The following is a 13,796-nucleotide window of genomic DNA, read 5'->3' as shown; positions in this document are numbered from 1 at the left end:
GGTAAAACCATTGATCACGTACCGCTGCACGTAGATCAGAACTTGTATTCCAACATCCCGCTCAACGTCCGACCGCGCGCCAGGCTCAAGTTGTTGGCGTCGCCCATGGCGACGAAATAGGCTTCATTGGTGGCGTTTTCCAATGCCAGCGAAATGTTCAGGTGGTCAGTCATCCAGTAACTGCCGTACAAGTCATACAGGGTGTATTGAGGCCAGAGCGCCTGGTCGATCAGGTCGTAACCCTGCTGATTGAGGTTTTCCCCATTGCCCGCGCTGTAGCGCACACGCACACCGGTATCCAGGCGCTTGTCCAGGAAGCGCGCACCAAGGGTCAAGGAGCCACGGTCGGCGGGCATGTAGGTGGCGTTGCCCATGATCCGGCCACAGCTTTCCCGATTGTTGGCGACGTCATCGTCGAGCACTTCATAGCGGGTCACGAGGCGGATTCGTGAAACGCCGTTTGCATCCACATAGCGCTCGATACGCGTTGTGCTTGGGCCGTTTTTCTTCGCGCCGCCCATGTAATAGTTCTTCGAACAGAACTCGTTACTGCCGATCATGTGGGTGAAGCTCAGGTTGGCGTAGACGCGGCCCATGTCGTAGTTGAGCTGGTACTCAAGCCCACGGAAACGCGTGGGGTTGGTGTTGTTGACGTAGGCCATGGTCCCGAGAAAACCACCCGATGTGGTTTCCGGAAGGCTGACGCTGGTGTTGAGAAAGGAGAAGTTTTCGATCTTGGTATCAAAGTAGGCCACCTTGATGCCCAAGCGATCATCACCGAACAACAGCCCTTCCTTGAACACGTTCACGCCCACCTCCCAATCCTTCGACTCCTCGGGCTTGAGATAGGGGTTGGGGAACACGCGCTCACCCGAGCCGCCGCCATGGGGGCGGCCGGTCATGAAGGTTTCGGTCACTGCCGGCGGGCGCCAGCCTTTGCCCCAGCGCGTATAAAGCTGCAGCCAGTCCAGGCCAGGTTTGACGGCGATGCCGAAGGTGGGGGAGAACTGCCCCTCCTCGCGATCGACATCGTAGACTTCCACGACTCGCTTGGCCCCCACCAGGCTGCTGTAGAAGCGATCACGGCGGTACAGCGTCATGCCCGTTTCGCCTTCGAGCCGATAACGGTCGTAACGCAAACCGCCATCCAGCGTCAGCCAATCGCCATACTCGTATTGCAGGTTATTAAACAGGCTCGCGATGGTGCGTTTGCCGCCCGGCGTTCCACCCTCGGCGTAGGGCAGCAAGGCGAGGTCGTTGGTGGCTTCGACCTTGTTGGTGCGTGGTTTGAACTCGTCCTGGTACAGCTCCCCACCGTAGTTCCAGCTCACATGGCCCAACTGACCGAAATCAAAACGCGAGGTGTTGTCGCCTTGTAGTCCCCAGGTGTCAGTCTGGAAGTGGTCAGTGTAGGTCCCCACGTAGTTTCCGGTGCCTACCGTCGCGCCGTTCGGCGCATTGGTGCGATCAAGCTGGGTGGTGACGTAGTAAGCCTTGGCCTTCAGATCGATCAGTGGGTTGTCCGGGGTATAGCTGTAGTCCAACGCAAAATTCTTGGCGTTGAGGTTGTTTTTGCTGACTCGTTGGTAAAACACACTCTGGTTATCGTCGCTGGTGTAAGCCCAGGCATCGTTGCTGTCGCTGTCACTTTCTAGGTAGCTCAGTTGCACGCGCTGGTCATTGGGCAAGTTAAGGCCCAGCTTGACGATCTGTGATCGGGTCACGCTGCCCATGTCACCGACTTCGCTGTTCAACCAATCATCGAACGCACCCGGCATGGCCTTGCGGGCGCGCAGGTTGGTGCCCAATTTCTGGTCGTTGTGGTTACCCGAGCGGTAATCGCCGAAATGCCGTTCGCTGTACCCCACCAACACATCGCCGCGCTCATCACCAAAGGCAAACACACCGCTGCCATTAAAATTGGTGCCATTGCCCAGCTCACCAATGCCGTGGCCAGCGCGGATGCGTCCGCCGTATTCCTTGCCGTCTTTCAAGAACTCACTGGCATCCAACGTCTTGAACGAGGCAATCCCGCCCAACACTGCTGCGCCGCCCTGCCCCGACTGACTGCCTTTGTCGATCTCGATACTGGAGATGAACTCCGGGTCGATCAGCAGGGTGCCGTTGCGTTGCTGGTGGCCGTTGACGTTGAAGTTCTGGCGCATGCCGTCGATGTTCATGTTCACGCGGCCGTAGTCTTGCACCCCGCGAATGTTCACCGACAAACCAGGATCGCGCTGGTTGACGGCGGTGTAGACGCCTGCGGTTTCTTCGAGCATGTCGGCGGCGTGACGGGGCGGGCGTTTATCGATCATGTCACGGCTGATCACCGCCACCGACTTTGGGGTCTGGTACACCCAATCACTGGCCTGGCCATTGGTGTTGGCGGTGATGGTGGTGGTGCCTACGGTCATGGCGCCCGCGTGATCATCGCTGACGCGGTTGAGGGTCACTTGGCGTTCACTGGTGAAGCGATACTCCACCGGCGCAGCGCCGAGCAAACGGCCCAGGCCTTCCTGCACGCTGAAGCTGCCTTTGAGCGCGGTGCTGTTCAAGCCTTGCAGGCGCTGGCTGTCAAACAACACTTGCAAACCGGCTTGGTCGGCGAACGCCAACACGGCACTGCCCAAGGATTGCGCAGGGATATCGAACGTCAGCACGACGGGCTGGGCCGTTCCCGCTTGAGGCTGCGCCGCGTACACGGGAGCCGCTGCGGCGAACAGGCCCAAGTGAATGGCCAAGGCTAACCGGCTACCGGTGATACGCCCCTTGGTGAGTGCTGACATTTCTGGTTTTCCCTGCGCTGATCGTATTTTTGTTTATGCGAATGCTTCTCACCTAGCAAGACGTACGAGGCGCAGGAAGTCAGTAAGACTTTTTAAAAGTTTTTCGTGCGGGGGGTTTTAAGCGGGCGGGAGCAGACCTCCCGCCAGGTCATTAATAGATCAGGCTGAGGCCTGCCAGGTCCAAGCGTTGCACCTGGAGCTCCTGAGTCAGGGTGCCGAGCGCCGTGTCGAGCATGTCTAGGCGGAACACGCCGCTGACTTCACGTTCACCCAGGTCGGAATGGGTCAACACCACCTGACCGGGACGATAGCGGTTGAGCTGCTCAATCACTTTGGCCAAGGGCTGACGATCAAAAATCAACACGCCACGCCGCCAACTGGTGGCACGCTCTACATCAAACTGATCCAAGGGCTCGATGCCCTGCGCGGGGCTGTAGCGGGCGGCCTGGCCTTCCTTGAGCACGTGGTCGCTCGGGCCTTTTTTCGGTGTGGCGTGCAGGGAAACTTCGACGCTGTGCTGCAACACGCCGACCCAGCCCTGGCGGTCGTCCTCACGCTGCACCACAAACCGCGTGCCCAGCGCCCGCGTCTGCCCGCCGGCGCTCTGCACCACGAATGGCCGGGTTTCCTTACCCACCATCGGCGCCACGTCAAAAATCGCCGAGCCCTGGATCAGGCTGATGCGCCGCTGCACGCCGTCGTAGTCCAGCCGGATGGCACTGGCGGAATCCAGTTCTACCGTGCTGCCATCGGCCAAGTGCACGGTGCGCACTTCGCCCTTCTGGGTCACGTAATCGGCCTGCATGCGCAGCCAGGCCTCCGGCCCGCGCACCCAACCCACGCCGGCGACCACCACCACCAGCGCCACCGCCGCCGCACGTTGCCACGGCCTGCGTCGCGGGGTTCGGCGCACCGGCAGCGTCGCCGCCGCCGGACGCTGACGGTGCACTGGCTCGTCCTTATGCACCTCGCCCAACGCTGCCCAGGTCTGCTCGGCAAAGCGCAGCGCCGCTTCATGGCGGCTGTCGCAGGCAATCCATTGGCGCAGCTCGGCCTGCTCCTGGTCGGTCAGGGCACCGGCGTGCAGGCGCACCGCCCAATCGGCGGCCGCCTCGGTAATGCTGTGCTGTTGTGGACCCTGGCTATTCACGTGTGAATCTCGAATTTTTTCGTTATGTAACGCTGTGACGTCTGAGCGGAGGTTTTTCCGTAACTCACTCGTCGGATGGCGCCACCTGACCGTCCTGCAAGCGCTGTATGACATACGCCAACGCCTTGGCCAGGTGCTTTTGTACGGAGCTGTCTGATATATCCAAGTGCCGCGCAACCTGGGCATGAGTCATGCCCTCTATCCGATTCAGACGGAAGATCTGCTGGGTTCGTTCCGGCAACTCCGCCAATGCCTGCTTCAATGCCTGCCGCTGTTGCTGCGCCATTGCCTGAGCCTCCAACCCGGCCACTTCATCTTCAATCTCGGCCAGCGCCTCATTAGGCACGGAATCGGTCTTGCGCCGTGCTTCCTGGCGGATATGGTCGATCAGCAGATTGCTCGCCGTTCGATAGAGATAGCCCTGGGAATTGTCGATGCGCTCGCCGGGTGGTTTTTCCGCCAGGCGCAGGAAGCTCTCCTGAACCAGGTCGGCCGCCAACTGCGGGTCCCGTACCTTGCGAGCCAGATACCCGCGCAGGGTATCAGCGTGCTTGAGAAACAGGCCCTTGAGATCCACGTCCGACAAACCGACTCCCTGGAATGAAAAGGAAACAGGCGGGCATCTTAAGCGTTGTCGAGAATGATTTTCAATTGATATCTAATCCGATTCAGCTAGGGGCATACCTGATTAAAAGTTCGGTAATCGAACACATCCGCCGCCATCAATTGACCAAATTAACTAACCAGTACATTTTATCTGCACAACGAACAAGAACTGTGGAGATACCCCCCAATGCCGCCTATCGTGCTGGTGCTCAACGGCCCCAACCTCAACCTGCTCGGCACCCGCGAGCCCGCCACCTACGGCCATGAAACCCTGGCCGACGTCGCCGCCCTATGCGGGCGCAGTGCCGATAAGCTCGGGCTGAAAATCGAATTTCGCCAGACCAATCACGAAGGCGAACTGCTGGACTGGATCCACGGCGCCCGTGGCCGTTGCGCCGGTATCGTGATCAATCCTGCGGCCTGGACGCACACCTCGGTGGCGATTCGTGACGCTCTGGTGGCCAGTGAAGTGCCGGTGATCGAAGTGCATTTATCCAACGTGCATGCCCGCGAAGCATTTCGTCATCACTCCTTTGTGTCGCCCATCGCCAAAGCGGTGCTCGCCGGTTTTGGCAGCCACGGCTACCACCTGGCCCTGGAACACTTCAGCCAATTGCTGAAGGGATCGGCTCAATGAAACAGCGCATCCTCGCCGGCCTGGTCGGCGCCGGTATCCAGGCTTCCCGTACCCCCGCTCTGCATGAACAGGAAGGCGACGCCCAAGGTTTGCGTTACCTGTATCGCCTGATTGATCTGGAGCCGCTGCACCTGGACACCAACGCCCTGCCCGACCTCCTGCGTGCAGCCGAGCAGATGCACTTCACCGGACTGAACATTACCTACCCGTGCAAACAGGCCATCCTACCGCTGCTCGATGAACTGTCCGATGAAGCACGGGGTATCGGCGCGGTGAATACGGTGGTGTTCAAGGACGGCAAACGCATCGGCCACAACACCGATTGCCTGGGATTCGCCGAAGGTTTCCGGCGCAACCTTAATGATGTGCCACGTCAGCGCGTGGTGCAGATGGGCGCCGGTGGTGCGGGCGCGGCGGTGGCCCATGCGCTGTTGGCTGAGGGTGTGGAGCACTTGAGCATTTTCGACGTGGACGCCAGCCGTGCCCGCGACCTTGTGGATAACCTCGCCCAGCGCTTCGGCAGCGGTCGTGCGCAAGTGGGTCTTGATTTAGACAACGCGATGGCCGAGGCCGATGGTCTGGTCAACACCACGCCAATGGGCATGGCCAAACTGCCGGGTATGCCGGTGCCGGCGACTCTGTTGCGGGCGCAATTGTGGGTCGCGGAAATCGTGTATTTCCCGCTGGAAACCGAACTGCTGCGCAACGCCCGCGCCTTGGGTTGCCGCACGCTGGATGGCGGCAATATGGCGGTGTTTCAGGCGGTAAAGGCGTTTGAGTTGTTCAGTGGTCAAGTGGCGGATGCGCAGCGGATGTTGGCGCACTTCAAGAGTATGAATGCCTGAAATGTAGAGGGGGCAAGCCCCCTCCCACATTGGGTTAGGCGCTGTATTCAGGCCTGCAGGTAACGCAACACCGACTCGCAGATCATCTCGCGATGCCGCTGTTTAACCACTTCATCCGACAGCTCGATCTGAAAAAGCTCACTGAACGTATGGCGGTTGGACACGCGGTAAAAGCTGAATGAGTTGATCAGCAAGTGCACATCCAGCGGCTCCAGCCCTTCACGGAACACCCCCATCTCGGCGCCCCGGCGCAATGTCGCGCCCAGCCCTTCAAGGATCTTGCTGTTCATCGCCTTGATCGTGTCGGTGCGTTTCACGTACTCGGCATTGTGGATATTTTCGATGCTGACGATCCGCACAAAATCCACGTTCTGATCGTGGTGATCAAAGGTGAATTCCACCAGCCGCCGAATCGCCTCACGCGGCTCCAGCGCCGTAAGGTTCATGCGTGCCTCGGTGTTGCGGATATCGCCGTAGAGCTTTTCCAAAACCTCAACGTACAACTGCTCTTTACTGCCGAAGTAGTAATAGATCATGCGTTTGGAGGTGTGGATGCGCTCGGCAATGGCGTCCACGCGAGCGCCGGACAGGCCCTGTTGGACAAACTCCACAATGGCTTCCTGGAGGATGTTCTCGCGGGTCTTTTCCGGATTGTTCTTACGACTCTTGCGCGGTGCGTCTGGCACCTCGGGGAGTTCGGGACTTGAGGTCATGGTGCGCTCACGGCCATTTTTATTTTGCAGGCCGCGATTATGGGGCCCGGTGCTCCCCGAAGGAAGCACCCGACACCCTCTTATAACCGTGCCTGACGCACTGCACCGCTGCGGGATTTGGCCATCGCCGCCAGACGCACCGCCACGTTGGCCGCGCCGTAGCCGGCGTAACCGTTCTTGCGCTGGATGATCTCGAAGAAGAACCGCCCTTCAAACGGTTCGGTGTACACATGAAACAACTCACCGCCCTGGGCGTCGCGGTCGTACAACACGTTGTAGTACGCCAACTCGCTGAGGAACTCATCGTCAAAATCAAAGCGTGCAGCCAGGTCGTCGTAATAGTTGAGCGGGATATCCAACAGCGGCACGCCGGCCTCTTTCGCGCGGCGCACCTCAGCGAAAATGTCCGCGCAATCGAAGGCAATGTGGTGCACGCCCGAACCGCGATAGCTCGATAGCGCGTGGGAAATGGCAGTGTTGCGGTTTTCGGAGATGTTCAGCGGCAGGCGAATCGAGCTGCAACGGCTGCGCAATGCGCGGCTTTTCACCAGGCCGTAGGGGTCGGGCAACACCACTTCGTCATCAGCTTCAAAGTCCAGCAAGCTCTTATAGAACAGCACCCAACTGTCGAGGCTGTCGGCCGGCAAGGCCATGGCCATGTGGTCGATACGCAGCAAACCACCGGCGTCGGTCGCAGCGGATTGCAGATTGAAATCGGTGTCGTACAAACCACCCTCGCTCTGGTCCACCAGGTAAATCAAGCTGCCGTCCGGCGCACGCACGGCCGCCAACTCCAGCTCGTTAGGCCCGACCAGTCCGCGATAGGGTTGGCCTTTATAGGCGACCGCTCGCTCCAGAGCTTTGGCGCTGTCCTTGACCCGGATCGCCGTGGCGCACAACGACGGTCCATGGGCTTCGAAAAAGTTATGGGCGAAGGAATAGGGTTCGCAGTTGAGGATCAGGTTGATATCGCCCTGGCGCAGTAGGCTCACGCTCTTGGAGCGGTGCTGCCCGGCCTTGACGAAACCCAGGCGTTCCAGCCAGTTCGTCAGCTTGGCACCGAGGTTTTCATCGACCGCAAACTCAAGGAATTCAATGCCGTCGTATTCGCTGGCCGCCGGGGTTTCAAACAGGATATCGACCGGCGTGGCAGGCGCCTCTTCGGCCAGACGCTGGCGGGTTTTCTCCTCCAGGTACAGCAGAGAACGCAGACCATCGGCGGCATTGGCCCGAGTCGGCGCCGCACGGAAACCATCGTTGAAAATTTCCAGGGACAACGGCCCGGTGTAGCCGCTCTTGATGATCGGCGCCAAAAAGCCCGCCAGATCGAATTCGCCCTGACCGGGGAAGCAGCGGAAATGGCGGCTCCACTCCAGCACATCCATGGCCAGGATCGGCGCGTCGGCCATTTGCACAAAGAAGATCTTGTCGCCTGGGATCTCGGCGATGGCAGTTGGGTCGCCCTTGAGCGACAGGGTATGGAAGCTGTCGAGCAGCACGCCGAGACTTGGGTGATCAACCTGACGCACCAGATTCCACACCTGTTGCCAGGTGTTCACGTGCTTGCCCCAGGCCAGTGCTTCATAACCGATGCGCAAGCCACGGCGCCCGGCATGTTCGGCCAGCAGGCTCAAGTCATCGAGGAGAATACGTTCATCGCCGACGCAATCGGCCGAGGCGTTGCTGCACACCAGCACCAGGTCCGTGCCCAGCTCCTGCATCAGGTCGAATTTGCGCTCGGCCCGTTCCAGGTTGCGCGCCAGGCGGTCGCGTCGACAGCCTTCAAAGTCGCGAAATGGCTGGAACAAGGTAATGGCGATGCCGAGGTCGGCGCACATCTGCCTAACTTCCCGTGGGCTGCCGTCGTAATACAACAGGTCGTTCTCGAAGATCTCAACCCCGTCAAACCCGGCGGCGGCGATGGCTTCAAGCTTTTCCGGCAGGGTGCCGCTCAAGGAAACAGTGGCAATGGAACGTTGCATAGCGCGACTCCCGGCATTTAAGGCTCGTCTTATTTACGGCAAATTATTGGCCGCTAAACTACTCACAGCAATTAAAATGTACGAACCGGTTAGTTTTTGGTGCGATTATCGAACACTAAGCCTCTTTGGCGAATTGACGATTTTTTAGCCGCTGCGCACCATCGATCCCGCACCAACGTTTAGAAAAGACCCAGAACACACCATAAAAATTTCAAAAAACGGGTACAACCACATGCCTTCGCAAAACTCCGCCCTGGCTTCGCGCCCCGGCACCCCGCACGCCGGCATCGGCGACAAGATCCGCGGCGCCATGGCCGTCGGTAAAACTCGCTGGGGCATGTTGGCCCTGGTGTTCTTCGCCACCACCCTCAACTACATCGACCGCGCTGCCTTGGGCGTGATGCAACCGATCCTCGCCAAAGAGATGAGCTGGACGGCGATGGACTACGCCAACATCAACTTCTGGTTCCAGGTGGGCTACGCGATTGGCTTTGTGCTGCAAGGCCGATTGATCGACAAGGTCGGCGTGAAACGCGTGTTCTTCTGCGCGGTGCTGCTGTGGAGCCTGGCCACCGGCGCCCACGGCCTGGCCACTTCGGCCGTCGGCTTTATGGTCTGTCGCTTTATCCTTGGGCTGACCGAAGCCGCCAACTACCCGGCCTGCGTCAAGACCACGCGCCTGTGGTTCCCCGCCGGTGAGCGCGCCGTGGCAACCGGGATTTTCAACGCCGGTACCAACGTTGGCGCGATGATGACGCCAATGCTGCTGCCGCTGATCCTGCATGTGTGGGGCTGGCAGGCTGCCTTCCTGTGCATGGCATCGCTGGGCGCGATCTGGCTGGTGTTCTGGGGGTTGAAGTACTACAACCCGGAAGATCATCCGAACGTTAAACAATCAGAATTGGATTACGTGCAACGGGAAGTCGAGCCGGAACAGCCTGGCGTGCCGTTCAGCCGAATCCTGCGTATGCGCGGCACTTGGGCCTTTGCGATTGCTTACGCACTGACCGCGCCGGTGTTCTGGTTTTACCTGTATTGGCTGCCGCCGTTCCTGAACCAGCAATACAACCTGGGCATCAACGTGACCCAGATGGGCATCCCATTGATCATCATCTACCTGACCGCCGACTTCGGCAGCGTGGGTGGGGGCATCCTGTCGTCATTCCTGATCGGCCGTGGGATGAACTCGATCAAGGCGCGGCTGTTGTCGATGCTGCTGTTTGCCTGCTGCATCGTCGGCGTGATCATGGCGGCCGGTTCCAGCCAACTGTGGGTCGCGGTATTTGCCATCTCCCTGGCCATCGGCGCGCATCAGGCCTGGACCGCCAACATCTGGAGCCTGGTGATGGACTACACGCCCAAGCACATGATGAGCACCGTGTTCGGCTTCGGCGGCATGTGCGCAGCCATCGGCGGCATGTTCATGACCCAGATCGTCGGCCATATCCTCACCGTGACCAACAACAACTACACCGTGTTGTTCACCCTGATCCCGGCGATGTACTTCATAGCGCTGACGTGGATGTACTTCATGGCGCCGCGCAAGATTCCTACCGTCGACGCCTGATTTACCGACGCCGCTGCTGCCAGGCAGCGGCCAACCCGCTCATGCAGATCACCCCGATACCCACCACCGTGGTCATATCGGGGGTATGGCTGAACACCAGCCAACCCAACAACCCCGCGAACACTATCTGGCAATAGCCGAACGGCGCCAGCAAGGCCGGCGCCGCAAAGCGGAACGCCTGGGTCAGCATCAAGTGCGCGGTCATCCCGCACGTGCCCAGCGCCAGCATCATCACCCCATGCCACAGCGTGGGGATCTGCCAGAAGAACGGCACCATCGCGCTCATCACCAGGGTATTGCACAACCCGGCGAAGAAATTGCTCGTGGTAGGCGTGTCGTACTGGCTGAGGATGCGTGTGAGCAACTGGTAGAAGCAGAAGAACAGCGCCGAGCACAGCGGCAGCAACACCGCCGGGGTGAAGAGTTCACCGCCGGGATGGATGATCACCAGCACGCCGACAAACCCGCAGATCACCGCCAGCCATTGGCCACGCGTGACGTGCTCACCCAGCAGCGGCACCGACAGCGCGGTCACCAGGATCGGCGCCAGGAAGTTCACCGCCGTGGCTTCCGCCAACGGGATGTAATGCAGGGCCGAGGTAAAAAACAGGCTGGTGCCCAACAGGCACAACGCCCGCACCACCTGCATGCCTGGCCGTTTGCTGCGCAGCACGCGCAAGCCGGATTGCGGCAGGAAAATACCGGCCATCAACAAGGTGTGCACCAGGTAGCGCGCCCATACCACCATCACAATCGGGTAAAAACCGGCCAAGTATTTGGACAAGGCGTCGTGGCTGGAGAACAGGAACGTCGCCGCCACAATCAGCAAAATGCCTTTGAAGGGATGGTTGACGCCGGACAACGGGGTACTAAGGGTCATTGAATTCTCTTGCGTGGCGAGCGGAACGCTGAGCGCTGAACGAAGAAGCACTCAACCCGGTAATCTAGCAGCCGGGCCGAAGTCTGCCCAAAGAGCATAACCAAACACCGGGCGAACAGCGCACTAAATCACGGGAACCGAGTCCAACCCTGCACGTTCGCCCCCGTGCTGCACACTTTTTAACCAAGGCCTGCTGCTATGAAAAAAACCCTCTTTGTTCTGTCTACCCTTGCCCTGCTCAGCGCCTGCAACCAGGAGGCCAAGGAAACGCCCAAACCCGCGCCAGCCTCTGTGCAGGCCACCCTGGTGCCCGAGACCCCACCCACCGATAAATGGGTCGGCAAGTGGACCGGCGTCGAAGGCCTGAACCTGACTATCGCCAAGGACGACACCATCGGCCGTGGCCACTACGTTCTCACCATGCAATACGGCCTTGATGCGGACGATTCCGGCACCTTCAAGGGCGAAGCAGCTGAAGACGGTATCGCCTTCACCCGCCCGGATGGCCCGCAATTGCTGCGTGCCGGCGACGGCGAAGCCACTGGGCTGAAATGGCTGGCCGATAAAAAAGACTGCCTGATCGTCGCCACCGGAGAAGGGTATTGCCGCTAATACCGGCCATACTCAAACCACATTTTTGTAGGACCGTTCATCAAGAGGATTGCCCCCATGCTATGGAAAAAAGGCCGACGCAGCGACAACGTGGTGGATGCCCGCGAGGACAGTGGAGGCGGCGGTGGCGGCATGCGTTTTGGCGGTGGCAAGGGTTTGAGCCTGACCGCGATTGTGCTGATCGTCGGTATTGGCTGGCTGACCGGCCAGGACCCGATGCAGATCCTCGGCCAATTGACCGGCCAAATGGAACAGGCGCCGTCCGTCAGCACGCAGTCGCGCCAAGCGCCGCCGGCCAATGATGAACACGCCGATTTCGTCCGCGCAGTGCTCGGCGATACCGAAGACACCTGGGCTCAGGTGTTTCAGGAAAACGGCCTGACGTACAAGAACCCGAAACTGATCCTGTTCCGTGGCCGGGTCAATTCCGCCTGTGGTGGCGCCACCTCGGCCAGCGGTCCGTTCTATTGCCCGGCTGACCAGCAGGTCTACCTGGACCTGGATTTCTTCCGGGAAATGTCCCAACGCTTCCAGGCCTCCGGCGATTTCGCCCAGGCCTACGTGATCGCCCACGAAGTTGGGCACCATGTGCAGACGTTGCTCGGTATTTCCTCGAAGATCCAGAATGCGCGCCAACAGGGTCGGCAGATGCAAGGCGACGGCGGCCTACTGGTACGCCAGGAGCTGCAAGCCGACTGTTTTGCCGGCGTGTGGGCCAACCGTGCGCAAAAACGCCTGAACTGGCTGGAAGCCGGCGACATTGAAGAAGCCCTGAACGCAGCCAACGCCATCGGCGATGATCGCTTGCAGCAACAGGGTCAAGGGCGCGTGGTGCCGGACTCGTTTACCCACGGCACCTCGGCACAGCGGGTTCGCTGGTTCAAGACCGGTTTCGCCCAGGGCCAGATCACCCAATGCGACACCTTCACGGCCAAGAGTCTTTAAATGAATAAGCGATGGGGCTTGCTGCTGACTTTATTAGTGTCGTGTTCAACCCTGGCGGCTGAACACGGCGTCAAAGTCGTCAGCCCCGATCGTTTTCATCTGGACGCCGGCGACCTCAGCCTCGGCGTGAGCCAGGACTGGCGCCAGCCGCTGCCTAACGTCACCCGCGCCCTGATTCTTGTGCATGGTCGCCTACGCAATGCGCAGACCTACCTGCAAAGCGGTATCGATGCCGCCGAGCACGCAGGCGTTAGCGCGAATACGCTAGTCATCGCGCCGCAGTTTCTGAATGCGTCCGACATCAAGCGCAACCATCTGGACGGCCAAGTACTGCGCTGGAACGGCAACGACTGGATGGCCGGCGAGCCTTCCACCGGCCCAGGCCAGATCAGCTCCTACGGCGCCCTTGACCAGATCATCAAGCACCTGGGCAACCGCACGCTGTTTCCAGCTTTAAAGGAAATCGTCGTCGCCGGCCATTCCGGCGGTGGCCAGGTAGTGCAGCGCTTCGCCCTCACCGGCCATGATCACCCAACCCTGAAAAACGAAGGCATCCGCCTGCGCTATGTGGTGGCCAACCCGTCGTCCTATGCCTACTTCAGCCGACAGCGACCGGTGCAGTTCGATACCGCCAGTTGCCCAGGCTTCAACGATTGGAAGTACGGCCTGCAACACCTGCCGGCCTACGCCAAAGGGCAAAGCGCCGAGCAGTTGGAGCAGGCCTACGTGTCACGGGACATCACCTACCTGCTGGGCCAGCAAGACACTGATCCGAACCATCCTGCGTTGGATAAAAGCTGTGAGGCAGAGACACAGGGCGCCTATCGGCTGATGCGTGGGCATAACTATTTTGACTACCTCAAACACCGGCATCCGCAGTTGAGCCAGACGCTGGTTGAGGTGCCAGGGGTGGGGCATAACGGGGATGAAATGTTTACTTCGCCCGAAGGGCAGAAGGTGCTGTTCACTCAGTAATACCTGAAGAAACAGTCTCAACATGTGGGAGGGGGCTTGCCCCCGATAGCAGTGTGTCAGTCAGCAATTTTTTAACTGACAGACCGCGATCGGGGGCA

12 protein-coding genes are annotated in these 13,796 nt (G+C 59.8%); 6 read left to right on the top strand and 6 right to left on the bottom strand.

The genetic code is table 11. The features are described 5' to 3' along the window. Positions 1-35: 35 nt before the first annotated feature. From ACKZ62_RS03295 to ACKZ62_RS03285, 3 genes are all read right to left on the bottom strand, one after another. Complete coding sequence (locus ACKZ62_RS03295) at positions 36-2,786, bottom strand: TonB-dependent receptor (protein ID WP_181643714.1); 2,751 nt, start codon at positions 2,784-2,786, stop codon at positions 36-38. Between the two features lie 151 nt (positions 2,787-2,937). Then, entirely contained in the window at positions 2,938-3,936 is a 999-nt protein-coding gene (locus ACKZ62_RS03290) for a FecR family protein (RefSeq protein ID WP_122681735.1), read from the bottom strand. Positions 3,937-4,000: 64 nt separating this feature from the next. Next, entirely contained in the window at positions 4,001-4,522 is a 522-nt protein-coding gene (locus ACKZ62_RS03285) for an RNA polymerase sigma factor (protein ID WP_447096317.1), read from the bottom strand. A gap of 207 nt (positions 4,523-4,729) precedes the next feature. On the opposite strand from ACKZ62_RS03285, the gene aroQ reads away from it, so the two are divergent. Beyond that, positions 4,730-5,179, top strand: coding sequence for a type II 3-dehydroquinate dehydratase (gene aroQ / locus ACKZ62_RS03280; protein WP_099603253.1), 450 nt, complete (start codon positions 4,730-4,732; stop codon positions 5,177-5,179). Then, positions 5,176-6,024 carry a shikimate dehydrogenase gene (locus tag ACKZ62_RS03275; protein WP_447096316.1) on the top strand — a complete coding sequence of 283 codons (849 nt, stop codon included), beginning with the start codon at positions 5,176-5,178 and terminating at the stop codon, positions 6,022-6,024. Before aroQ ends, ACKZ62_RS03275 begins: the two co-directional genes overlap by 4 nt. A gap of 47 nt (positions 6,025-6,071) precedes the next feature. On the opposite strand, the gene ACKZ62_RS03270 is transcribed toward ACKZ62_RS03275, so the two are convergent. After that, entirely contained in the window at positions 6,072-6,737 is a 666-nt protein-coding gene (locus ACKZ62_RS03270; RefSeq protein ID WP_032884643.1) for a TetR/AcrR family transcriptional regulator, read from the bottom strand. A gap of 80 nt (positions 6,738-6,817) precedes the next feature. Continuing rightward, positions 6,818-8,719, bottom strand: a complete 1,902-nt coding sequence (gene quiC, locus ACKZ62_RS03265; RefSeq protein ID WP_099603255.1) for a 3-dehydroshikimate dehydratase QuiC — start codon at positions 8,717-8,719, stop codon at positions 6,818-6,820. A gap of 232 nt (positions 8,720-8,951) precedes the next feature. Here quiC and ACKZ62_RS03260 point away from each other — a divergent pair, with 232 nt between their 5' ends. Then, positions 8,952-10,286, top strand: a complete 1,335-nt coding sequence (locus ACKZ62_RS03260; RefSeq protein WP_032884641.1) for an MFS transporter — start codon at positions 8,952-8,954, stop codon at positions 10,284-10,286. 1 nt (position 10,287) lies between these two features. Here ACKZ62_RS03260 and ACKZ62_RS03255 read toward each other — a convergent pair whose 3' ends face one another. Next, positions 10,288-11,166, bottom strand: coding sequence for a DMT family transporter (locus ACKZ62_RS03255; protein ID WP_099603256.1), 879 nt, complete (start codon positions 11,164-11,166; stop codon positions 10,288-10,290). A 198-nt stretch (positions 11,167-11,364) separates the two neighbouring features. Here ACKZ62_RS03255 and ACKZ62_RS03250 point away from each other — a divergent pair, with 198 nt between their 5' ends. From ACKZ62_RS03250 to ACKZ62_RS03240, 3 genes are read left to right on the top strand one after another with little or no spacing between them, the layout of a single operon-like run. Next, positions 11,365-11,778: a membrane lipoprotein lipid attachment site-containing protein gene (locus ACKZ62_RS03250; protein WP_032884639.1), complete on the top strand. Its 414-nt coding sequence runs from the start codon at positions 11,365-11,367 to the stop codon at positions 11,776-11,778. Between the two features lie 57 nt (positions 11,779-11,835). Further along, positions 11,836-12,723 carry a KPN_02809 family neutral zinc metallopeptidase gene (gene ypfJ, locus ACKZ62_RS03245; protein WP_032884638.1) on the top strand — a complete coding sequence of 296 codons (888 nt, stop codon included), beginning with the start codon at positions 11,836-11,838 and terminating at the stop codon, positions 12,721-12,723. Continuing rightward, a complete protein-coding gene (locus ACKZ62_RS03240) occupies positions 12,724-13,698 on the top strand; it encodes an alpha/beta hydrolase (RefSeq protein WP_122755991.1) in 975 nt (324 codons plus the stop codon). Positions 13,699-13,796: the final 98 nt, after the last annotated feature.

The sequence above is a fragment of the Pseudomonas sivasensis genome (assembly GCF_052938085.1).
This window is presented reverse-complemented; position numbering and strand designations above follow the sequence as displayed.